The sequence below is a fragment of the Poseidonocella pacifica genome (genome assembly GCF_900111875.1).
In the GTDB taxonomy this organism is placed as follows: Bacteria; Pseudomonadota; Alphaproteobacteria; order Rhodobacterales; family Rhodobacteraceae; genus Poseidonocella; species Poseidonocella pacifica.
This window is the reverse complement of the sequence record NZ_FOJU01000005.1, coordinates 319,322-340,496: the sequence shown is the minus strand read 5'-3', so window position 1 is coordinate 340,496 and position 21,175 is coordinate 319,322. Positions and strand designations below refer to the sequence as shown.

The following is a 21,175-nucleotide window of genomic DNA, read 5'->3' as shown; positions in this document are numbered from 1 at the left end:
TCGCGGGGCGCTCCAGTCAAAAGATGCCCCTACGTCGCGTCAGCGGGCATACACGGACCGGTTGAGCAATAACGAAACGCCCGCCAAAGGGCGGGCGCAACAATCGTATTTGCTTTGAAAGATCTGACCGAGGGGATCAGCCTATGGCGGCGGCTTTGACGTCGTCGTCGATGTAAGGGACGTATTGCTCAAAGTTGTCGGCGAACATCTGAACGAGGTTCTTGGCAGCCGCATCATAGGCGGACGGATCGCCCCATGTTTCACGCGGATTGAGCAAGGATGAGTCCACTCCGGGTACTGCGACAGGCACTTCAAACCCGAAATTGGGATCCTTGCGGAATTCCACGTCGGCGAGGGAGCCATCAAGTGCCGCCGTGAGCAATGTTCGCGTCGCGTGGATCGGCATGCGCGAGCCCGTACCGTGGGCTCCGCCCGTCCAGCCTGTGTTTACCAGCCAACAGGTCGCCCCATGTTTCGCGATCTTGGCGCGCAGCAACTCGCCGTACTCCTCCGGGCGACGTGGCATGAACGGCGCACCGAAGCAGGTCGAGAAGGTCGGCGTAGGCTCCGTCAGGCCCCGCTCGGTGCCAGCGACCTTGGCGGTAAAGCCGGAGAGGAAGTGATACATCGCCTGCGCCGGGCTCAGCCGCGCGATCGGGGGAAGAACGCCAAAGGCGTCGCATGTCAGCATCACGACGTTTTTCGGATGGCCGCCCATGGCGGATTCCGATGCGTTGGAGATATAGCTCATCGGATATGCACAGCGCATATTGGCCGTGAGGCTGTCATCCTCGAAATCGAGATCGCGCGTCTCTTCGTCATAGACCATGTTTTCGATCACGGTTCCAAAGGTATGCGTCGTCGCGAAGATTTCAGGCTCCGCCTCTGGGTTGAGGGAGATGGTCTTGGCATAGCAGCCCCCTTCGAAGTTGAAGATGCCGCGATCCGACCAACCATGCTCATCATCGCCCAGCAGGGTTCGACCCGGATCGGCTGACAACGTCGTCTTGCCCGTTCCCGAAAGCCCAAAGAAAACGGCCGAATCGACCGGATTGCCATGCGCGTGGTTCGCGGAGCAGTGCATCGGCATGATACCCTTCTCCGGCAAAAGGTAATTGAGCACCGTAAAGATGCCCTTCTTGTTCTCACCCGCGTATTCCGTGTTCGCGATCAGGATCATCTTGCGGTCGAAATTAAGCGCGATCACCGTGTCCGTGCGACAGCCGTGGCGCGCCGGATCCGCCTTGAAGGTGGGGCAGTTGATGACAGTGAAATCGCAAGAGAAGTTGTCCAGTTCCTCGCGCGTCGGGCGGCGCATCATGTGCCGGATGAATAGCCCGTGCCACGCAAGTTCATTCACGAAGCGAATGTTGAGCGCGTGGGCGGGATCGGCGCCGGCGGTCAGGTCCTGCACGAAGTAATCGCCGCCCTGCATATGAGCGAGCATGTCCTGATACAGCGTCTCAAAGGCGTCCTCGGAAATCGGGGGGTTGTTCTCCCACCAGATCTTGTCAGCGACGGAGTCCGTCTTGACGACGAATTTGTCCTTGGGAGAGCGGCCAGTGAACTTGCCCGTCTCGACCAGCAACGTGCCCCCCTTGCCAAGGCGCCCTTCGCCGCGCTTGATCGCTTCTTCGATAAGGCCCGGCTCCTGAAGGTTGTAATAGACGTTTGCGATGCCGCCTATCCCTTGGTCCTCAAGCGTGAATTGCGGATTGACCCGTCCGATTGTCATGTCCAGCCTCCTAGTGCCGCCTTACGTTGCGTCAGTTTCTCGACCGCCTCGAAGAGGCAAAGCCCTATGCTGAGAAATAATCCCGCAGCCTGGTGGTCTTAACATGGCATTTTGTTTCGTGAACAGTGATTGAGACGTTCGTTAGCGCAACCACCCGAAGGTTAGCGCAACCAAGGTTGTCCGCGCGGCAACAATTCGCCGGAGTTTAGGCGGGTGTTCACGATTGATGGGCTCAACTGCACCCAACGGCGGGGTGATTCGCACCCAGACCTTATCAAATTCCGACACCACCGAACGGTTGGCATGTCAGGGGCAAGAGAGAGGCGTTTGCCATGGCGACGATTGCGCTTGTGGACGATGATCGAAATATCCTGATGTCCGTGTCGATGACATTGGAGGCGGAGGGGTTTGACGTGGAAACCTACGCCGACGGGCAAAGCGCGCTGGACGCGTTCACTCGGCGCATGCCCGACATGGCCGTGTTCGATATCAAGATGCCGCGCATGGATGGCATGGACCTGCTTCAGCGGGTGCGACAGAAATCTGCCATGCCGGTGATTTTCCTCACGTCCAAGGACGATGAGATCGACGAGGTGCTTGGCCTGCGGATGGGTGCGGATGACTATGTGACCAAACCCTTTTCCCAACGGCTATTAGTGGAGCGGATTCGTTCGATCCTTCGTCGTCAAGAAGCACTGGCCGCACCAGAAGGTCCGGCCCCCGAAGAAGTGCAAACCCTTGAACGCGGAGAATTAATAATGGACCCGCTGCGCCATGCGGTGAAGTGGAAAGGCCAGAACGTGGCCCTGACGGTTACGGAGTTCCTCCTGCTCCAAGCGCTTGCCCAGAGGCCCGGTTTCGTCAAGAGCCGCGACCAGTTGATGGATGTCGCCTACGACGATCAGGTGTATGTGGATGACCGTACCATCGACAGCCATATCAAGCGCTTGCGCAAGAAGATGCGCAGCGTGGATGCGGCGTTCTCCGCGATTGAGACGCTTTATGGAATCGGCTATCGCTACAACGAGGCGTGATCTTACGCGCGCGAAAGGGCTGATGTGCGACGCTCCCGGAAGCCTCGGTCTGGCATGATCCTCGCGCAAAGCGATGGCGCGGTGCGCGAAGCACCGGGAACCGGCGGGGCCGTGGGGCCGCATGGCGGGCGCTCCCCCCTCGCCCGCAAGATCATCACGTTCAATCTGATCGCAATTCTCGTGCTGGTCGTCGGCACCCTTTACCTCAATTCCTCGCGCGACAGCCTTGCCTACCAACGCTCCAATGCGCTGCACTCCGAAGCTCTGCTGATCGCGGAGGTAATCGAGGCAAAACTGCCCCGAGGGCTCCCCGACGCCCCGTTTTCCGCCCGTATAAACATCGATGAGCTTATGGCCGGTCTCAACCTGCGGGGGGGGATTCAGATCATGGTGTTTGATCATGCCCACACCCTCGTCGCGGCAGTGACGGGGCCCGAGCCCGCGCTCCCCGAGAACGGTCCGAAAAGCACCTTGCTCACCGATATGCTCCACTCACTCTGGGAGGGGATGAATCGCCTTTCGGGCGCTTTTGGCGGCACCGAGAACGCTGGCCGGAACATGCCGGATATCGCACGCGAACTCCTGCCGCTTGCCGCCGACCAACAAACCCACGTCACGCATCTCAACGACGCGGAAGGGCTGAAATCCTTCGTGGTCGTCACTCCGCTGGACTACGATAACCGGCGCGCCGGAACCCTCGCGGTCGCCTCCGCCGCGGGAGAGATCGACAGGCTGGTTCGGGCGGAACGCGAGGAGATCCTACAGATCTTCGTGATCGCGGTGCTGGTCTCCATCGGATTGAGCCTTGTGCTCGCCTCGACGATTGCCAACCCGATCGCGGATCTGGCCGCCGCCGCAGAGATGGGCCATGCTCGTGGGTCGCGCTCGATGGGTCCGTCGCGCATTCGCATTCCGGATCTGACTGCCCGCCCGGACGAGATTGGACGCCTCTCCGGAGCGCTGCGGGGCCTCCTGGCCACCCTCTATGACAGGATCGAGAACAACGAGCAATTCGCAGCGGATGTCGCGCATGAGATCAAGAACCCGCTCGCCTCGCTCCGATCTGCGGTGGGGACGCTCCGCGTCGCCCCGCGCGAGGATCAGAGGGAGAAGCTGCTCAAAGTGATCGAGCACGATGTGAAGCGGTTGGACCGTCTGGTGAGTGACATCTCCAACGCCTCGCGGCTCGACAGCGAACTCGTACGCGAAGAGGAAGAGCCATTCGACCTGCTTCATATGCTGCGCAACATCACCACATATCTTGGCGGACAGGCCCAGGAGGCGGGTATCGATTTCACGATTGATTTCCCCAAGGATCGGGTCGTGATCCATGGCCTTCAGGCACGGCTCGCGCAGGTTTTCGTCAACCTCATCACCAACGCGATCAGCTTTTGCGAGGACGGGGACGCGATCCGCGTGTGGGTGAGGGTTCGCGAAAACCGGGTGCTCGCTGTTGTGGAGGATACCGGGCCGGGTATTCCCGAGGAGGCCCTTACCAAGATTTTCCGCCGGTTCTACTCCGAACGCCCCGAAGGACAATTCGGTGACAACTCCGGTCTTGGCCTCGCCATTTCAAAGCAGATCGTCGAAGCGCATGGCGGGGTAATCTGGGCCGAGAACATCTTGCCAACCGAGGCGGATCCGCTTTCAGGCCCGCTCGGGGCGCGCTTTGTCGTGGGCTTGCCGATCTGATGGCGCAGGAAACCATCCTCCACGCCAGTTGTGTCGCCGTTGATGGGCGCGGCGTTTTAATCCGGGGTGCGTCCGGGTCTGGCAAATCGAGGCTGTCTATCGAATTGATGGCTTGGGGCGCGCGACTCGTCAGCGATGATCGCGTCAGGATCACCCGCAGGGGCGACATGCTTCATGCAGAAGCCCCGGCGCCTATCTCCGGGCTCATCGAAGCGCGCGGCATGGGCCTTCTGCGCGCGCCGGCCTGCTCAGCGGATATAGCCTGTATCGTCGACCTTGACCGGCCCGAGACTGAACGCCTTCCGCCTTGGCACAAAGAGACGCTACTCGGCGTCGTGCTTCCTTTGCTTCACAATCCAGGCATTCCGCATTTCGCTGCATCACTTCTTCTCTATCTTAGAGAAGGACGCTACGAATGAACCCGATTGCCATGCCCCCCTTAGACCTTGCCCATAAGCTTATCCTGATCACCGGCCCGTCGGGCGCGGGGCGCAGCACTGCGATCAATGCGCTTGAGGATATGGGCTTCGAGGCGATCGACAATCTGCCGCTGAGCCTGGTGCCCCGCCTTCTGGCCGTCGCGCCGCTTGATCACCCCATGGCCCTTGGCATCGACGCGCGCAACCGGGAGTTTTCGTCCGATGCCCTCATCAACCTGATCGAGGAAATGTCGGCGCATCCCGGCGTGAGTTTTCAACTTGTCTATGTGGATTGCGCCCCGGATGTATTGCTACGCCGGTTTTCGGAGACCCGGCGCCGACACCCCCTTGCCCCAGCCGAGGGGCCGGAGGCCGGTATCGCGCGCGAGATCGACCTGCTTTCCGCGATCCGCACCCGCGCCGATATCCTGATCGACACGACCGAATTCACGCCCCATGACTTGCGCGCCGAAATGGATCGGTGGTTTGCCCCTGATGCAGAGCGCAGCCTCGCGATCTCCTTGCATTCCTTTTCCTATAAGCGGGGCCTTCCGCGCGGCATCGATACGGTGTTCGACGTGAGGTTCCTGCGCAATCCCTACTGGCACCCGCCGTTGCGCGCGCTTGACGGGCGCGATCCGGCTGTAGCTGCCTACATTGCCGACGACCCGCGCTTCGAGCCGTTCTTCTCTCAGTTGCGTGCGCTCGTCTCATTGCTACTTCCGGCCTATACCGAAGAGGGCAAGGCGCATCTTGCGATTGGCTTGGGGTGTACCGGAGGGCAACACCGGTCGGTTGCCGTAACGGAAAAGCTTGGCAAGGCTCTTGCGGAAGAGGGATGGCAGGTGTCAACTAGACACCGTGAACTGGAACGGCGCGCCGCGGACACAAGCGCCCGTTCCCCGGACAGAATGGAAAAACCGTGATCGGCGTCGTGATCGTCGCGCATGGGGGATTGGCCAGAGAATATCTCGCGACCGTCGAACATGTTGTCGGCGTCCAACCCGGTGTGCGTGCCATAGGTATTTCCCCCGATGATGATCGGGCTGCGAAGCAGCGCGAAATCTGTGATGCGGCCGATGCCGTGGACGAAGGGGGCGGCGTGGTGGTTGTCACCGATATGTTCGGGGGCTCACCATCCAACCTGTCTTTGCTCGCCTGTCATGAGGCCAGCCGCCGTATTCTCTACGGCGCCAACCTGCCAATGTTGATCAAACTTGCAAAAAGCAGGCAACTTCCTGTCGACGAAGCCGTTGAACAGGCACTGACCGCCGGTCGGAAATACATTGACACAAGAAGCGTGTCCGCCCAATAGGGCGCGATCGTCAGGAGAGCCTTTCCGCCACATGACAAGCATGGTCAAGCAAACCCTCACTATCACCAACGAAAAAGGCCTGCACGCTCGCGCATCGGCGAAGTTCGTGGAAGTCGTCGAGGCGCATGATGCCACGGCGGAGGTTTCGCACGATGGCATGAATGCCTCCGGCGACAGCATCATGGGGCTTTTGATGCTGGCCGCGTCGAAGGGCTGTGACATCGAGATCGAGACCCGCGGCGAAGATGCCGAAAAGCTCGCCAAGGCGCTCGAGTCGTTGCTTGCCGACAAGTTCGGCGAAGGTTTCTGATCATGGCGCCGGGCGGGGCGATATAGACGTGGCACGAAACGTCGAAGAACGCCGCGCGGCCCGGGCTGGCCAGCCTGAGGGCAATGGAACGCGCACGCGCCACTATGATCGCAGCAGCCTGACCTATGCCGACACCTTCACCAATCCCGCCAAGGTCGCCGCGATCCATGCGCTCGAATGGTCCACGGGCAAGATCTCCATCCTGCGCATGGTCCGTGAGTTTGAGCGGATGGGCGCGCCGCAGGACGCAAGCTTCTTTCGCGCTGTGCTCGATGTCATGCGCATCCCCCTCCAGACGCCCAGCCAACAGATGGAGCGTATTCCATCCGAAGGGCCCGTGGTCGTTGTGGCCAATCATCCGCATGGGCTGGTGGATGGAATGGTGTTGGCTGAACTGATCGGCAAGCGCCGCCCGGACTACAAGATCCTGACCCGATCTCTTCTGACCCAGCTTGATGCCGTCGCGGACCGTTTTCTGATTTCAGTCCCCTTTCCGCATGAGCCCGATGCGCAGCAAAAGAGCATAGAGATGCGTGACGCCGCCATGGCCCAGCTTGAGGCCGGCGGTGTCATCGGCCTGTTTCCCTCGGGGGTCGTGGCCTCCGCGGATCGTATGTTCGGCCCCGCAGTCGAGCGCGAATGGAATGTCTTTACCGCCAAGATGATCCGCCGGTCCGGCGCGCGCGTCGTGCCGGTTTTCTTTCCCGGGCAGAACTCCCGTTGGTATCAGATCGCGAGCCGCGTATCGCCGACACTGCGGCAGGGTCTTCTCATCCATGAGATCGTGAAAGCCTGCAACACGGCGCAATCGCCGCTCATCGGCCATCCGCTCGATCCGGCGGAAGTCGCGGAGCGCTCCGCCAGCCCCCGCGATTTCATGGCGTGGCTACGGGCCCATACCCTGTCGCTTGGCAACTCCGCCTAGCGGGTGGGGACGGGCTCTTCCCCGCGATAGTCATAAAAACCACGCTTCGCCTTACGGCCCAGCCACCCGGCCTCGACATACTTCGTCAGCAAGGGACACGGCCGATACTTCGTATCCGCCAGCCCTTCGTGGAGCACGTTCATGATGGCAAGACAGGTATCGAGCCCGATGAAATCCGCAAGTTCCAAGGGGCCCATGGGGTGGTTCGCGCCCAGCTTCATCGACTGGTCAATCGAACGCACGTTTCCGACGCCCTCATAGAGCGTATAGACCGCTTCATTGATCATCGGCATCAGGATGCGGTTCACGATGAAAGCGGGAAAATCCTCGGCACTGGCCGCTGTCTTGCCGATCCGCTCTACCACCGCGAGGCAGGAGTCATAGGTTTCGCGGTCCGTTGCGATCCCCCGGATAAGCTCCACCAACTGCATGACCGGAACGGGGTTCATGAAATGAAACCCCATGAATCGCTCCGGCCGATCCGTACGGCTGGCCAGCCGGGTGATCGAGATCGAGGAGGTGTTGGTCGTCAGGATCGTGTGGGGTTGCAGATGCGGGATCAGATCCTCGAAGATCGCCTGTTTGACGGATTCGCGCTCCGTCGCGGCTTCGATGATCAGATCGCATTGCCCCAGATCGGCAAGCTTGAGCGAAGTGCGGATGCGTGCCATCGCCTCGGCCTTGGCATCAGCTGCGATCAACTCGCGCGATACCTGCCGCTCCATGTTCCGGTCGATCAGCGTCATCGCGGCATCGAGCGCGTCCTGACTGATGTCGCTCATCCAAACATCGTATCCCGCGACCGCGGCCACATGAGCGATGCCGTTGCCCATCTGGCCTGCGCCGACGACGCCGATTTTCTGGATCTCCATGGGTGCTGCCTCTCCTCGTGATGGTGGCGACCATAGTCACGGGCCGCGCGAAGGTGCAAGCGCTCCTGCTCCCGGCACGCAGCCATTAGCGATTCCGCAAAAGTTTGCCTGCATGGTGCCTTGCGGGTGAACAGAATTGGGGTTTCGCAGTGAGTTTCGCATCTCCCGGACCGGGCGATCTGGACTATGAGCTTTGTCGATATGACGGCTGCCGGGTTGATCTGCGCGGCCCGCGCAAACTCTCGGAGGTCGGCGACTACGCGGTATGCCTCGGCGCGGGCGAAACCTTCGGCACCTTTGTCGCTCATCCATGGCCCGCACTTCTTGAGGAGCGCACTGGCCTGAGTTGTTTCAATCTTGGGGTGCCACACGCGGGATGTGACGTGTTTCTGGGTGACCCCGGCCTGCGACGATTGTGTGGTGGGGCCCGTTTGGCCGTGGTGCAGATCATGGGCGCGCAGGGCAACAGCAATTGCTTCTACTCGGTGCATAGACGCCGCAACGACCGCTTTCTGCAAGCCTCCCCGCTGATGCGGACCGTTTTTCCCGATCACGACTTCACCGGTTTCAGCTTTGTCCGCCATATGCTGGGGGTGCTGCACCACGAAGCGCCAGAGCCCTTCGAACGCCTTCGGAAGGAATTGCAGACCGTCTGGACCACGCGCATGAGTGAATTGATCGGTGCCTTCGACTGCCCAGTTGTGCTGCTCGATATGCGCCGCGCCGCACGCGACCAGGGCGCGCTTGGGTCAGAGCCGCTCTTTGTCACCGAAGAGATGGTCGCGGAAGTCGCACTCCTCGCCAACGACCTCATCGAAGTCCCCGCGACCACAGAGCCGGAGGCGGAACATCTGACGGGTCTCATCTTTCCACCCCTTCAACGGAGCGCCGCAGCCACCATTCCGGGAACGTCGGCGCATCACGCAGCGGCAAAGGCCCTTGCCGAGCCGGTCAGGTCATACGTCCTGAGCAAACGCACTTGATACCCGGCGCGGCCCTCAGAGCTTTCGCAACTCCTCGGCCAGACTGTCCTCACTGATCGGCTTCATGAGCCTTGGCCGACCGTCGAAGACACTCCCGGCCGTGGCGTCGAACTCGTAGCCCGTGAGTTGCAGGAAGGGTATCCCCCGCAGCACCAGATGCTTGGCAATGGCCTCGGACGTCTCCTTACCGAGGTTGATATCCACCACGGCGAGATCGGGTGTTACCTTGGCAAGTTGCGAAAGCCCCGCCTTGACCGATCCCGCGGTCCCGACAACCTCATACCCCATGGCCTCCACCGTATCGACGAGATCCATCGAGATGATCGGATCATCTTCCACGATGAAGATACGGGTGCGCCCCTGCCCATTCTCGGGGCAATTGGGCACTTCACGCTCTTCGGGGATGCCCGCGTCGCGGCGCAGGTCGATCACGATCTCGCATTTGAACCCGTCGGTATCCAACCCGCGGGAGAATTCGCCGCCAAGCTGCCGTTCGATGATCTGCACCAGCAGGTTTGTACCAAAGCCAGAACTGTCGAGTTCGCGCAAGGTACGGCCCGCATCAACCGTCCGCTCTTGCCACTTGATGCGCAGGATCTCATCGTGCGACACCTCCCACGCAACATCGAGCTTGCCCGTGACCCCGGTAAGCGCCCCGTATTTCATGGCATTGGTGGCCAGTTCATGCACGACCATCGCGATGGCCTGTGCCATGTCAGGCGAAAGCTCCACCGCCGGCCCTTCGAGGGTGGCTTGGGGGGTATCAGAAGACAGGTAGGGCGAAAGCTCATTTCGCAGCACGTCGTCAAGTGACACGACGCTCCACCGGTTCCCCGCCAGGAGACTGTGCGTATTGCTGAGCCCAGCAAGCCGATCCAGTAGCTTGGCCTTGTAGCTTGGCACGTCATCGGCGCTGTTCTGATTTACCAGCGCCCGAACAACGCCCAGCAGGTTACGAGCGCGATGGTCGATTTCACTCGCCATGATCTGTTCGCGCTCAAGGGATCGCTGCTGTTCAATCTCGTGCAAGAACCGTTCCAGAACCTGTTCGGTGAGCGCGATGTCCGCATCGCTCCACCGACCCGCGTTGGCCCGATGGATGAACAGCGATGCCTCCAGCCGGTGATCCTTCATCCACGGAACCGCAAGCAGTGATCCGGTGCCCGCGCTATGAAAAGCCTCTCGTGTCGTTGGCTCACTGACTTCGGAGGTGTCAATGATCTGCCCCACCTTCCCCGCCGCAAGGGGCAGCGCCACCGGCCCGATGTTTTCCATGGCGAACTGATCGCCTACAGGATCGATATCAGTGGCGGTCCATTCCGCTAGTGTCCGGTAGCCCGGGCTCTTGGCGCGCTGAACTTCGCGTATTCCCACCCGGATCGCACCCAGATACTTACCGAGCGCGCCGCAGACGATCATCCCAAGGTCATCTGTGCCCGTAGCTCCGCGCAGACTGTCGCTCAGCCCCAGAAGAAAGCTCGACTGACGCCCCTCCAGCACCTTGGCAGTGGTCTCCATGCCGGAGTTGAACACGCCCTCGATTGCGCCATCCTCACCGCGGATCGGGCTGAAGTTATAGGTCCAGTAGGTTTCTTCCTCAAAGCGATACCGCTTCATCGGGAGAAGTTGATCTTCGAGAAAAATGCCCGTTCCGCTGACGATCAACTCGGTGAACTGCGGCTCAATCACATGCCAGATATCATACCAGACATCTTCGGCGCGCTCCCCCAGACAGCCCGGGTGACGGGGGCCGGGTATGCTCGACCATGCGTCGTTGTAGAGCAGGCGCAAATCCGATCCCCAATAGATCGCCGTGGGAAAGGTCGAGTTGAGCGCGATGGCAAGCGCCGAGCGCAGGGATTGAGGCCAAGTCTCGGGGGGGCCGAATGGATGTCCGGTCCAGTCGAACTCACGTATTCTCTGGGCCATCTCGCTCGGGCCGGAGAGAAAGCTCATCGGGTCGAGGTTGGGATTCTGACGCCTCAGCATGCGAGCGGCTCGCTGCGGTGGACGGGTGATAGGTTGGTTAAGCTGAGCATGGGCGACACCGAGTTCCTGCCGAATGAAACAATACGATGATCTGCCGACCTTTGCTCTTGCCCGTCCAGTGGATCACTCCTGCGAATTTAGCGCAAATGTACGACTTGAAAAGAGAATTTCGAACGCATTCGCGCGCGCGACGCGACGCTTCATGGAACCCGCCGTCGGTGGGGACGTTGTTACGCGGAAAGGAGACCTACATTGGACCTCATACGCATCATCGTTGCCATCCTTCTGCCACCGCTTGGCGTGTTCCTGCAGGAGGGCTTGGGCAAGCACTTCTGGATCAACATCCTGCTGACCATCCTTGGGTATATCCCCGGTATCGTGCACGCCATTTACATTATCGCCCGGAAATGACTCCGGCCAAAACCATATCCCCGCAGGCAAGCGAAGCGGAACTGCTCCGGATCGAGCGGCTGGCCGAACGAATGGACAGTGCGTTTCGCATCCCGATGACCGGAATTCGGATCGGCTGGGATTCCATCCTTGGCCTGATCCCCGGTGTCGGGGATACTGCGGCGCTCCTGCCTGCGGCGTATATCTTGCACAAATCCTATCGTCTGGGCGCCCCTCCGGCGGTGCTCGGGCGAATGGGGATCAACACCGCGGCCGATTGGCTGTTGGGGAGTATCCCGCTTGTCGGCGATATCTTCGACATCGGCTTCAAGGGGAACCGGAGGAACGCGGCGCTGCTGCGCAAACACCTGCAATCCACCGGGCACCTCACCCAAACATCAGGTTCGGCAAAAACAGTGTGATTACTGGAAAAGTCAGCAGGACGAGGATCAGCGCGAGGATCGCAGCAAAGAACGGCAGGCTGTCGCGCACATAGTCCTCGATCGGGGTATCCAGCAGACTGCACACCGTGAACATCGCGACACCGACCGGCGGCGTCATCCCCCCCAGCGTCACGATCGTCATCATCAGAATTCCAAAATGGACGGGATCGACCCCCACGCTCTTGACCACTGGCACCAGAATGGGCGTCAGCAAGAGGACGAGGATCGTACTTTCCACGAACAAGCCCGCGACGAAAAGCCCGATCAGGATCACTGCGACAATGACATGGGGGTTGGATAAACCGCCAAGCAGCAAATCCGCCACATCCTGTGGCACACGCAGGAAGATGATCGCAAACCCCAGCATTCCGGACATGAGGATGATGAGCATGATCATCCCGATATCCGACAACGCATGCCCGAATGCGCGCTTGATCCGCTCAACGCTCAATACCCTGTGTCCCAGCATGCCGACCAACAGCGCATAGACAACGGCAAAGGCCCCGACTTCGGAAGGCGTGAAAAGCCCGCCCCGGATCGACACGATCAACAGTACCGGAAAGAGCAGCGCCCATTTCGCATCCCACGCGGCCCGCCCCAGTGCGCCCGCTTCGGGCCGCTCACGCGCCACCGTGCCATAGCCGCGCCGCTTGGCCACCAGCCATGCCGCGACCATGAGAAAGATCATCATCAAGAGCCCCGGCACGATTCCCGCCATGAAGAGCCGCCCGATGGAGACCTGACCGACATAGCCATAGAGGATGAGACCGATCGACGGAGGGATGGTGGCCGTGATGAGAGAACTGAGCGCAATGACTGCGGCGGTATACCCACGCGCATAGCCCGCCTGCAGCATCTGTGGCCCGACAACCCGGCTCTGCATCGCGGCATCGGCGACGGCGGAACCGCTCACCCCGCCCATGAGGGTCGAGAGGATGATAGACACCTGCGCGAGTCCGCCAGTCATCCAACTCACCGCGATCCGGGAAAATTTGAAAAGGCGATCCGTGATGTCGCTTGCATTCATCAAATGCCCGGCGAGAACGAAGAATGGCACGGCCAAGAGCGGAAAGCTCTGGCTGACGGTCGCGATCTTCTGCACCCCGATGGACAACGGCATGATGGGGGAGGTCAAAAAGAAGGTGAAGCCAGCCATGCCGATTGCGATAGCGACCGGGGCGCCTACGATCAGCAGAACCATGAAAACGATTGAGATCAATCCCATTTCAAAGCTCGCTAACCGCGCCATTACCGGACTGGCGGGTAAACACCAGTTGATCAGCAGATTTCCAGGATTGGACGAGGTTCACGATGATCCCTGCCCCCAGCAGGACACAGCCTACCGGTACGGCTATCGTCACCCAGGCATAGCTCAAGCCACTATCCCCGAATTGACGCTCTATGTTCAGCAGGGTGAGCTTGAGACCTTGCCGCGCCAACACGGCGAGGAATGCAATGGTCAACAGCGCCAGAGCCGTTTCCACCCAGCGCCGCCATGCAAAGGGCAGCAGTCTCACCGCGAGATCCACCCCGAGATGTGATTTCTCTCGCAACGCACGGGTAGCGCCGATGAAACACAGCCAGATGAACAGGAGCTGCGCCAGATCGACGGACCAGATCAGTGGATGACCAAAGAAGCGCATCACCGCTGCCAGAAACACCAGCCCGGTGATCGTGGCCAGGATGAGAGCACCCACCGCGAATTCCGCCTGCCGATAGAATTGTGCCACGATGGCCCTCCCATGGGTGTGGACGGCAGGCACCGAGCGTGCCTGCCAGCCGGATTACTCAGCAGCCATCGCGCGCAGTTCATCGCGCAGCGCGCCATATCCAAGCTCGTCATAGACGGCAGCAGTGGCTTCGCGGAACGGGGTCGTGTCGACTTCGCTCACCGTTACGCCCGCCTCTTGGAGTTGTGCCTCGATGGCCTCCAGACTGTCTCGGGTTCCATAAGATGCGATATCCCCCGCCTCCAGCGCTTCGTCCCGCAGGGCTGTGCGAAGATCTTCGGGAAGGCTTTCGAACCACCCCGCTGAGGTCACAAGGCCGGTGATCAGGTTGATGTGACCCGTCTTGGTGACGTGGCTGATAACCTCATGCAGGTTTGCGCCCACGATTGCAGGAAACTGTGCCTCAGCCCCATCGATCACATTGGAGCTCAGAGCGGAATAGACCTCTCCCCATGGCATCGGCGTCGGGGTGGCGCCCATGGCATTGATGGTGCCGGTCCAAACCGGAGCGCCCGGTGTCCGCATCCGAATTCCCGCGAGGTCCGCAGGGACAGAGACCGGAACGTTGGTCAGCAGATGACGCTCCCCCTGCCACCAGTTGAAGCTTAGGACCTGAAGCCCTGCATTGTCGGCGAGCGCATCTACCCAGCCTTCGAATTTGTCGGAGGTGACGACCTTGCGAATGCCGTCATAGCCGGCGGCAAGGAAGGGCGCGCCCAGAACGCCAAACTCGTTCTGAAACACGGCGAGCCGTCCACCATCGACAACGACGGCCACAGGCGCGCCAGCGCGGGCCTGCTCCAGTACATCTTCATCGGGTCCGAGTTGCGAATTGGGGTACAGCACGATGGCCACGCGCCCCTCCGTCGCCTCGGCAACGTTTTCGCGGAAGGCTTCCAGCCCCTTGTAGAGCGGATCGCTTTCCGCAAGGGCGGTATTGACGCTCAACGTATAGTCCTGTGCCGCGACGGCCCCGCCGATGAGTGAAACGGCAATCGCCGCGGCGACAGCCTTGGAAAAGTCCAACATGATTATCCTCCCGATGATGTTGGCACGCCTTGTGGCGCGTCTTCAAAATAATCTGCATGCCCGGCCACGATCTCGGGCAAGTCCTCCGTGATCATGCAAAGATGCAGCCGCATCGCGCTCTCGGCCCCTTTCGGGTCCGCCCGACCGATGGCCTCCACGATCGCTGCATGCTGCTCAATGATCTTGGCTCTGGGAAATTGCGCGACGCTCAGATAGCGCACCCGATCAAGCTGCGCCTTGAGCCCCTCGATCACATGCCACGCATAAGCGCGCCCCACCCCCCGAGCGAGTTGCCGATGAAACCTGTCGTCCAGTTCGATGAAGGCCCGTACATCCTCCGTCCGGTGTTGCTCGGACAACAGGTCTTCAAGCTCTGCCTTTTGCCGCGCATCGAATTGCTCGGCAGCAAGACGCACCACATCTGCCTCGATAGCCTCCCGGACAAAGCGCGCATCCTCCACCATCGCGACGGAGATCCGGGGTACGATCGTGCCCCGCTGTGGACGGATCTCCAGCAGACCTTCTTCGGATAGCTTGATGAATACTTCCCGGATCGGCTGGCGGCTGACTTGAAAGTCACCGGCCAGCCCGGCTTCAGAAAGGCGCGTCCCCGGTGCCAGCTCTCCCTGCACGATCCGCCCCCGCAAGATCGCGTAGAGCTGTGCCCCGATGGGCTGACTCGTATCGAGCTTCACCATTTCCGCGATCATCTGCATGTCTGTCTCCCTTGGGAAGGCAGCATGCGGTATGTTACCATACTAGTCAACAAATTTGCGTGAGTGGGAGTTTAGCCAAGTTTGGTGCGAGACCAAGGAAGGCAGTTTCGCAGCGGAAGGAAACCAATCGCGCCCGCGCTCGTTCACCTAGGACTCAACGGCAAAGCGAGGCGCTATGGCACTTTTGATCGGCTTCTGTCTTGTGACCGCGATGGGGATTATCCATCACTTCGCTCTCCGCGCGCTCGAACGGCTAAGCGGCTACGACAAGAACAAACCCAATCGCACCATCCAGACTGTCTTCTTCGGGCTTTTAAGCCTGCACACGCTGGAGATCGTCGGATGGGCGGCGGCCTACCGGGTGATCCTGTCGTTCCCCGCGTTCGGTTTCCTCGGCGGCCTTGTGGGCGACTTCGACGGTGGCTGGGCCGACCTCATCTATTTTTCGGGGGTGCAATTTACCACGCTAGGCTACACGCAGATTGAAACCGATGGGTCAATCCGGCTCGTGGCGCTGATGCAATCGCTTGGCGGCTTCATGGTTCTGACGTGGTCGGCGACCTACATCTATTCGGCGTGGCAACGCGCTTTTCGCCTGATCAACACCGAGGACGCGAAGGCCAAAAACTAGCCTTCGCGCAGGTTGTGATCGCCGACCGGCAGAACCGGTCGGCGAGGCCTGCTATCAAAAGAACCCGAGCTTGTTGGGGTTGTAGCTGACCAGCATGTTTTTCGTCTGCTGATAGTGGTCGAGCATCATCTTGTGGTTCTCGCGCCCGATGCCGGACTGCTTGTATCCACCAAATGCCGCATGCGCAGGATAGGCGTGATAGTTGTTGACCCAGACACGTCCCGCTTCGATCGCGCGGCCGAAACGATAGGCACGTGTGCCGTCACGCGTCCAGACACCAGCCCCGAGGCCGTACATGGTGTCGTTTGCGATGGCGAGCGCCTCCTCTTCGTCCTTGAAGGTCGTCACAGATACAACCGGCCCAAAGATTTCCTCTTGGAAGACACGCATCTTGTTGTGTCCCTTGAGGATCGTCGGCTGGATATAGAACCCGTTGCCAAGCTCTCCATCCATCGACTTTGCGCCGCCACCAACAAGAACTTCGGCACCTTCTTCGACGCCAATCGTCAGGTAGGACATGATCTTGTCCTGCTGTTCCTGACTGGCCTGTGCGCCAACCATCGTGTCCATATCGCGCGGATCACCCTGTTTGATGGCCTTCACCCGCTCGATACAGCGCGCGATGAACTCCTCATAGATGTCTTCCTGAATCAGCGCGCGGGATGGGCTGGTACAGACTTCGCCCTGATTGAAGGCAAAGAGCACGAAGCCTTCGATCGCCTTGTCGAAGAAAGCGTCATCCGCGGCCATGATGTCGGAGAAGAAGATGTTGGGAGACTTGCCGCCCAATTCCAACGTTACAGGGATCAGGTTTTCGGTTGCGGCCTTCATGATGAGACGGCCCGTTTCCGTAGATCCGGTGAAGGCGATCTTGGCAATCCGGGACGACTTGGCAAGCGCGCCGCCGACTTCGGCACCGAACCCGTTTACGATATTCAGAACGCCTGCGGGAAGCAGGTCCGCGATCAGTTCGGCCACCACCAGAATGGCTGCAGGTGTCTGTTCCGCCGGCTTGAGAACGACGCAGTTGCCCGCCGCAAGCGCAGGGGCCAGTTTCCATGCGGCCATCAGCACCGAGAAGTTCCACGGGATGATCTGCCCGACAACGCCCAGCGGCTCGTGGAAGTGATAAGCGATGGTGTCGTTGTCGATCTCCGACATCGTGCCTTCTTGGCCGCGCAGGGTACCGGCGAAATAGCGGAAGTGATCGACGGCGAGCGGAATGTCCGCAGCAGTGGTTTCACGGATCGGCTTACCGTTGTCCCATGTCTCTGCCTGCGCAATGAGATCGAGGTTCTCTTCGATCCGGTCTGCAACCTTGAGCAGGATATTGGAACGCTCCGCGGCGGAGGTCTTGCCCCAGGCACCCTTGGCGGCATGCGCTGCATCGAGAGCCAGTTCGACATCCTCTGCGGTGGAACGTGCCACTTCACAGACTTTGGCCCCGGTGATCGGGGTGATGTTGTCGAAATACTGGCCCTTTACGGGGGCGACGAACTTGCCGCCGATGAAATTGTCATAGCGATTCTTGAATGGCGAGCTATAGGCACTCGTGACTTCGGTCATCTCGTTCATAGGTGTCCTCCTTGGGTTGCCCCAGTCCTCCACCGGGGCGAGGAGCAATCTGCGCCAAGTGCGAGACAGATGTCAGGCAGGTCAAAACCAGCCGCATCAGCAACTGTCTCAGGAGTGAGACAGTCGGGACCGAATTACGTAATCCCGAGGCGTTTCATCCGGCGGTAAAGCGTCGCCCGGCCTACGCCGAGAGAACGCGCCGCCTCCGAGACGTTGCCATGAGCACGAGACAGGGCACGAATCACCGCTGCGCGCTCCGCCTTTTCGAACCCCGTCGGGCCATCATCCCGTCCAAAGAGGTCGGAGGCGGGCAGCGAGCTGATCGGACCATTCGACGTGAGGCCAAAGGCCTTGCGCGCGCCGCGTGTCGCCCCGAGCACAAGGTCATCCCGGTCAACCGCGACCAGCATCGCCGCTTCGCTGTCGTCATTGTCGGCTACGATGATCCGCGCCCCGCAGAACGCGGCCCGAAAGCTGTCGACTTCGATCTGTCGCGCGGTCTGGGCGACCATGGCCGCAATCAGGCGGTTGAAGGCTTCGGTTTGATCCGCGCGGGCCGAAGAGACATCGAGCGCCCCGATGAGTTCCCCTTCCGGGCCGAAGATTGGCGCATCCATGCAGGACATCGCAGTATTGCGGGCATGGAAATGATCCTCGCGGTGGATGATGACACGCCGCGATTCCGCGATGCATGTCCCGATCCCGTTGGTTCCCTCCGATGCCTCGGACCAATCCGCGCCCGGCGTAAGCCCCCAGGTATCAAATACCGCGACATCACCGTCGGCGGCACGCAGATCAAGCACGACACCTTCGGCATCGGTGAGCAGCACGCCGCACCCCGAAGAGCCCACCAGTTGATAAAGCGCGTCAAGCTTTGGCGCTGCGATGCGCAGCATGGCTTCTGCCCGATCGCGACGCTCGGTCAGCGCCTCTGGTGAAACCCGCTCCACCCCGGATTCCTTGGCCGGATTAAGCCCGTGATGGTCGAGAGAACGCCGCCACGAAGCCGCCAGACGCGATTGAGCCGCAGCCCGCGGGTCGGTCGCGGCCTTCAAGACCCGGTCAACATGCCCTGATACCTTCGCCACCATGCTCCTCCTTCTCCCCACCATACCATATCGCGCTCGCGGATGGAGGGGAGAGCGACAATGGGAGGGGGGTCTGCTCTATCCCGTCGTGCCATCCTGCTTGAGCCGCATGGCCAGAGCGCTCAACCCGCGATAGACCTCGGCCGCTTCTGCGCGCCACGCCTCTAGCACCTCGGCTTGTTGAGACAGAACCGCTGTATCGCCCCGCGCGGCCGGTCCGGTGAGGGCATCTCGCGGGGACAAGTCGTTTAGGTTCTGGGTCGTGGAGTGAAGCAAGCTCCGCGAGAGCGCCTCCGCGATCCCGGCCTCGACCCCGGCAGAGCGCCACGCCTCTTGCGCCATGGCCTGCAGGACCACGGTGAAGTTGCTCGAGAAAACTGCCGCCGCGTGATAGAGCGCCTTGCTCTCGGTCCCAACGTCGAAGGGCACGCCGCCCACGGCTGAGACCAGTTGCGACATCGCTGTGACCGCAGGCCTGTCCCCCTCGATCCCGCAGAAGGTGCCCGCGAACTGCTGCGCTGCAAGCGCGGGATCAGCGAAGCTGCGGACGGGATGGCAGCTTCCTACGGACCACCCGGCGTCTCTCAACGGGGCGAGGATGTTAGAAGACAGAAAACCACTGCAATGTACGGCCATTGGACACTGCCCCGTGCCGCTGAAGCGGGACGAGGCGGCAAGCGAAATTGCCACTTCGGCGATCCGATCGTCCGGAACGGTCAACAACCACAGGTCCGCGGGCGTCATCTCATCAAGAGCGCGAACCGCGCGCCCCGCCCCTGCGTCCGCAACTGCGGCTTGTGCGCTCGCGAACCCTGAACTCAGCACGTCTCCCACCTCATGGCCCGGCAGATCGGACAGCAACGTCATGAAGCTCCGCCCGACCCGTCCGGCCCCGACCACATTCACGCGCATCCCGATCTCCCGTTTTCCCGCAGATTCGCATTCGACTGGGGCAGAGGAAAGCGTATCCTCACGCAGGCGCCCCGAGAGACCTTCTCCAACGTGACCGTACCCCCATGGAGGTGGGCAACATCGCGCACAATGGCGAGGCCAAGGCCGCTCCCGGTGCCGGGTTCCAGTTGCCCAAATCGGCGAAAGACCGTTTCCGCGTTATTTGGGGAAAGCCCCTGACCGTCATCTCGTACTTCGATCATCGCAAAGCCCGCTTCCGCCGCCGTGCGCACGGCAATTTCGGTCAGGCTCTCCCCCCCATGTTGCATCGCGTTGCTGATGAGGTTGCGCACCGCCTCCCCCACGAGAACCGGATCGCCGCGAAGGGCAAGCGGACCGTCGACGCGGTCAAAACCAAACCGCAGGTCCCGGACCAGCACTTCGGGGCCAAGATCGTTGCAAACGGCCTCGGCAATGTCGTTCAGGTCAAATGGTTCTTCCCTGAGGGCCCCGCCATATCGCAACCGCTCTAACGACAAAAGCTGCTCCGTCAGCCGGACGGACTTCCGAGCGGCAGCGATGAGTTCCTGTTCCCGAAATCGCTTCTGCACGGGGTCATCCACCTCTGGCAGCGATTCCGCAAGCGACAGGATCGCAGCGGCCGGATTACGAAGCTGGTGGGAGGCGTCGGAAATGAACGCCTGATGCGTCTTGAGGCTTTGGTCGAGTTGTCCGAAAAGCCGGTTGAGCGTCGCGACGATACCCGAGACCTCCGCCGGAACCCGCCGCTGGATGCGGCTCAGATCGTTGGGAGAACGCAAGGCAATAGCATCGTGCAAGGATCGGATCGGGTGCAGGCCCCGCTGCACTCCGAACCAGACCACGATCGCGACAGTCGCCATGAGCGCAATCATGAGGGCAGCCGCCCGGCGGGCAAGAGCCCGCGCGAAGGCATCTCGTTCGGCCGAACGCTGCCACACGGTCACGATGGTCTCCCCCGTCATATTCCCGATGGTGGTTGGTTCCGACATGCGCAGCACCCGGACCGGTTGGCCGCGATAGCTCGCCTGAAGATAATGCGGACCGGGACCCGAGGCGGTGATACTGTCGATGGGGGGATAGGCATAGCCCGTGACGTAGATCCCACCCGGCCCCGTGACATGATAAAAGACCTCCCCCCCACCCGCATCGGAGATGAGCGCGCGTGTACGGGGAGAGAGGGCATCGCCCTCCGAAATCGAGACATCGCGGGATATGGCCAGCGCCGCCGCCAGAAGCCCCCGGTCGAACAGCATCTCCGCCGTAGCTTGCGCCACCGCAAAGCGCCACATCCCCAACAGGACAGAGACGATGAGAAGGGGCGAGAGGATAAGCAAGAAGAGCCGAAGCCTCAGGGACATGGGGCCGC

Annotated in this window: 22 protein-coding genes; 11 read left to right on the top strand and 11 right to left on the bottom strand. The window is 60.9% G+C overall.

The features are described 5' to 3' along the window. Positions 1-136 precede the first annotated feature (136 nt). The gene (locus BM234_RS15410) at positions 137-1,735 is read right to left on the bottom strand and encodes a phosphoenolpyruvate carboxykinase (RefSeq protein ID WP_092066563.1); all 1,599 of its coding nucleotides are present in this window, start codon (positions 1,733-1,735) and stop codon (positions 137-139) included. A 332-nt stretch (positions 1,736-2,067) separates the two neighbouring features. Here BM234_RS15410 and BM234_RS15405 point away from each other — a divergent pair, with 332 nt between their 5' ends. From BM234_RS15405 to BM234_RS15375, 7 genes are read left to right on the top strand one after another with little or no spacing between them, the layout of a single operon-like run. Continuing rightward, on the top strand, positions 2,068-2,769 hold the full coding sequence (locus BM234_RS15405) for a response regulator transcription factor (RefSeq protein WP_092066561.1): 702 nt from the start codon (positions 2,068-2,070) through the stop codon (positions 2,767-2,769). Between the two features lie 54 nt (positions 2,770-2,823). After that, a complete protein-coding gene (locus BM234_RS15400; protein ID WP_092066559.1) occupies positions 2,824-4,461 on the top strand; it encodes a sensor histidine kinase in 1,638 nt (545 codons plus the stop codon). Continuing rightward, positions 4,461-4,880, top strand: a complete 420-nt coding sequence (locus tag BM234_RS15395; protein ID WP_092066557.1) for an HPr kinase/phosphorylase — start codon at positions 4,461-4,463, stop codon at positions 4,878-4,880. Before BM234_RS15400 ends, BM234_RS15395 begins: the two co-directional genes overlap by 1 nt. Then, positions 4,877-5,806 carry an RNase adapter RapZ gene (gene rapZ, locus BM234_RS15390; RefSeq protein ID WP_245752681.1) on the top strand — a complete coding sequence of 310 codons (930 nt, stop codon included), beginning with the start codon at positions 4,877-4,879 and terminating at the stop codon, positions 5,804-5,806. Before BM234_RS15395 ends, rapZ begins: the two co-directional genes overlap by 4 nt. After that, on the top strand, positions 5,803-6,195 hold the full coding sequence (locus tag BM234_RS15385; RefSeq protein WP_092066555.1) for a PTS sugar transporter subunit IIA: 393 nt from the start codon (positions 5,803-5,805) through the stop codon (positions 6,193-6,195). Before rapZ ends, BM234_RS15385 begins: the two co-directional genes overlap by 4 nt. 40 nt (positions 6,196-6,235) lie before the next feature. After that, entirely contained in the window at positions 6,236-6,505 is a 270-nt protein-coding gene (locus tag BM234_RS15380) for an HPr family phosphocarrier protein (protein WP_092066721.1), read from the top strand. A gap of 28 nt (positions 6,506-6,533) precedes the next feature. Continuing rightward, positions 6,534-7,430: a lysophospholipid acyltransferase family protein gene (locus tag BM234_RS15375; protein WP_425439247.1), complete on the top strand. Its 897-nt coding sequence runs from the start codon at positions 6,534-6,536 to the stop codon at positions 7,428-7,430. Here the strand turns inward: BM234_RS15375 and BM234_RS15370 are convergent. Beyond that, entirely contained in the window at positions 7,427-8,302 is an 876-nt protein-coding gene (locus BM234_RS15370; RefSeq protein ID WP_092066550.1) for a 3-hydroxybutyryl-CoA dehydrogenase, read from the bottom strand. The genes BM234_RS15375 and BM234_RS15370 overlap by 4 nt on opposite strands. A 149-nt stretch (positions 8,303-8,451) precedes the next feature. On the opposite strand from BM234_RS15370, the gene BM234_RS15365 reads away from it, so the two are divergent. Beyond that, positions 8,452-9,285 carry a DUF6473 family protein gene (locus BM234_RS15365; protein ID WP_092066548.1) on the top strand — a complete coding sequence of 278 codons (834 nt, stop codon included), beginning with the start codon at positions 8,452-8,454 and terminating at the stop codon, positions 9,283-9,285. A 15-nt stretch (positions 9,286-9,300) separates the two neighbouring features. On the opposite strand, the gene BM234_RS15360 is transcribed toward BM234_RS15365, so the two are convergent. Further along, the gene (locus BM234_RS15360) at positions 9,301-11,274 is read right to left on the bottom strand and encodes an HWE histidine kinase domain-containing protein (protein WP_092066546.1); all 1,974 of its coding nucleotides are present in this window, start codon (positions 11,272-11,274) and stop codon (positions 9,301-9,303) included. Positions 11,275-11,526: 252 nt separating this feature from the next. On the opposite strand from BM234_RS15360, the gene BM234_RS15355 reads away from it, so the two are divergent. Together BM234_RS15355 and BM234_RS15350 are read left to right on the top strand one after the other, a co-directional pair. Beyond that, positions 11,527-11,685: a YqaE/Pmp3 family membrane protein gene (locus BM234_RS15355; RefSeq protein ID WP_092066544.1), complete on the top strand. Its 159-nt coding sequence runs from the start codon at positions 11,527-11,529 to the stop codon at positions 11,683-11,685. Continuing rightward, entirely contained in the window at positions 11,682-12,086 is a 405-nt protein-coding gene (locus BM234_RS15350) for a DUF4112 domain-containing protein (protein ID WP_092066542.1), read from the top strand. The genes BM234_RS15355 and BM234_RS15350 overlap by 4 nt, the downstream gene beginning before the upstream one ends. On the opposite strand, the gene BM234_RS15345 is transcribed toward BM234_RS15350, so the two are convergent. Genes BM234_RS15345 through BM234_RS15330 form a run of 4 tightly spaced genes read right to left on the bottom strand, consistent with a single transcriptional unit; the run spans position 12,052 to position 15,582 of the window. Then, on the bottom strand, positions 12,052-13,332 hold the full coding sequence (locus BM234_RS15345; protein ID WP_092066540.1) for a TRAP transporter large permease: 1,281 nt from the start codon (positions 13,330-13,332) through the stop codon (positions 12,052-12,054). The two genes, BM234_RS15350 and BM234_RS15345, sit on opposite strands and share 35 nt — an antisense overlap. Before the next feature lies 1 nt (position 13,333). Then, positions 13,334-13,837 carry a TRAP transporter small permease gene (locus BM234_RS15340; protein WP_245752680.1) on the bottom strand — a complete coding sequence of 168 codons (504 nt, stop codon included), beginning with the start codon at positions 13,835-13,837 and terminating at the stop codon, positions 13,334-13,336. A gap of 54 nt (positions 13,838-13,891) precedes the next feature. Then, positions 13,892-14,866, bottom strand: coding sequence for a C4-dicarboxylate TRAP transporter substrate-binding protein (locus BM234_RS15335; RefSeq protein WP_092066537.1), 975 nt, complete (start codon positions 14,864-14,866; stop codon positions 13,892-13,894). Positions 14,867-14,868: 2 nt separating this feature from the next. Beyond that, positions 14,869-15,582: a GntR family transcriptional regulator gene (locus BM234_RS15330; RefSeq protein WP_092066535.1), complete on the bottom strand. Its 714-nt coding sequence runs from the start codon at positions 15,580-15,582 to the stop codon at positions 14,869-14,871. Between the two features lie 175 nt (positions 15,583-15,757). On the opposite strand from BM234_RS15330, the gene BM234_RS15325 reads away from it, so the two are divergent. Continuing rightward, positions 15,758-16,213 (top strand): ion channel, encoded by a 456-nt coding sequence (locus BM234_RS15325; RefSeq protein WP_092066533.1) that lies wholly within the window; start codon positions 15,758-15,760, stop codon positions 16,211-16,213. Positions 16,214-16,267: 54 nt separating this feature from the next. Here the strand turns inward: BM234_RS15325 and adh are convergent, their stop codons facing one another. The 4 genes from adh to BM234_RS15305 all read right to left on the bottom strand — a co-directional run bounded on the left by adh (position 16,268) and on the right by BM234_RS15305 (position 21,167). Next, on the bottom strand, positions 16,268-17,788 hold the full coding sequence (adh, locus tag BM234_RS15320) for an aldehyde dehydrogenase (protein WP_092066531.1): 1,521 nt from the start codon (positions 17,786-17,788) through the stop codon (positions 16,268-16,270). Positions 17,789-17,922: 134 nt separating this feature from the next. Continuing rightward, positions 17,923-18,879, bottom strand: coding sequence for a GAF domain-containing protein (locus BM234_RS15315; RefSeq protein WP_425439246.1), 957 nt, complete (start codon positions 18,877-18,879; stop codon positions 17,923-17,925). Between the two features lie 75 nt (positions 18,880-18,954). Continuing rightward, the gene (locus tag BM234_RS15310) at positions 18,955-19,788 is read right to left on the bottom strand and encodes a Rossmann-like and DUF2520 domain-containing protein (protein ID WP_092066529.1); all 834 of its coding nucleotides are present in this window, start codon (positions 19,786-19,788) and stop codon (positions 18,955-18,957) included. Next, entirely contained in the window at positions 19,779-21,167 is a 1,389-nt protein-coding gene (locus BM234_RS15305) for a sensor histidine kinase (protein ID WP_245752679.1), read from the bottom strand. The genes BM234_RS15310 and BM234_RS15305 overlap by 10 nt, the downstream gene beginning before the upstream one ends. Positions 21,168-21,175 lie beyond the last annotated feature (8 nt).

Excerpts from the sequence above, each read along its gene's own strand:
- BM234_RS15410 (WP_092066563.1), bottom strand. The coding sequence starts at position 1,735 with ATGACAATCGGACGGGTCAATCCGCAATTCACGCTTGAGGACCAAGGG.
- BM234_RS15405 (WP_092066561.1), top strand. The coding sequence starts at position 2,068 with ATGGCGACGATTGCGCTTGTGGACGATGATCGAAATATCCTGATGTCC.
- BM234_RS15400 (WP_092066559.1), top strand. The coding sequence starts at position 2,824 with ATGATCCTCGCGCAAAGCGATGGCGCGGTGCGCGAAGCACCGGGAACC.
- BM234_RS15395 (WP_092066557.1), top strand. The coding sequence starts at position 4,461 with ATGGCGCAGGAAACCATCCTCCACGCCAGTTGTGTCGCCGTTGATGGG.
- rapZ (WP_245752681.1), top strand. The coding sequence starts at position 4,877 with ATGAACCCGATTGCCATGCCCCCCTTAGACCTTGCCCATAAGCTTATC.
- BM234_RS15380 (WP_092066721.1), top strand. The coding sequence starts at position 6,236 with ATGGTCAAGCAAACCCTCACTATCACCAACGAAAAAGGCCTGCACGCT.
- BM234_RS15370 (WP_092066550.1), bottom strand. The coding sequence starts at position 8,302 with ATGGAGATCCAGAAAATCGGCGTCGTCGGCGCAGGCCAGATGGGCAAC.
- BM234_RS15360 (WP_092066546.1), bottom strand. The coding sequence starts at position 11,274 with ATGCTGAGGCGTCAGAATCCCAACCTCGACCCGATGAGCTTTCTCTCC.
- BM234_RS15350 (WP_092066542.1), top strand. The coding sequence starts at position 11,682 with ATGACTCCGGCCAAAACCATATCCCCGCAGGCAAGCGAAGCGGAACTG.
- BM234_RS15345 (WP_092066540.1), bottom strand. The coding sequence starts at position 13,332 with ATGGGATTGATCTCAATCGTTTTCATGGTTCTGCTGATCGTAGGCGCC.
- BM234_RS15335 (WP_092066537.1), bottom strand. The coding sequence starts at position 14,866 with ATGTTGGACTTTTCCAAGGCTGTCGCCGCGGCGATTGCCGTTTCACTC.
- BM234_RS15330 (WP_092066535.1), bottom strand. The coding sequence starts at position 15,582 with ATGCAGATGATCGCGGAAATGGTGAAGCTCGATACGAGTCAGCCCATC.
- BM234_RS15325 (WP_092066533.1), top strand. The coding sequence starts at position 15,758 with ATGGCACTTTTGATCGGCTTCTGTCTTGTGACCGCGATGGGGATTATC.
- adh (WP_092066531.1), bottom strand. The coding sequence starts at position 17,788 with ATGAACGAGATGACCGAAGTCACGAGTGCCTATAGCTCGCCATTCAAG.
- BM234_RS15315 (WP_425439246.1), bottom strand. The coding sequence starts at position 18,879 with ATGGTGGCGAAGGTATCAGGGCATGTTGACCGGGTCTTGAAGGCCGCG.
- BM234_RS15310 (WP_092066529.1), bottom strand. The coding sequence starts at position 19,788 with ATGCGCGTGAATGTGGTCGGGGCCGGACGGGTCGGGCGGAGCTTCATG.
- BM234_RS15305 (WP_245752679.1), bottom strand. The coding sequence starts at position 21,167 with ATGTCCCTGAGGCTTCGGCTCTTCTTGCTTATCCTCTCGCCCCTTCTC.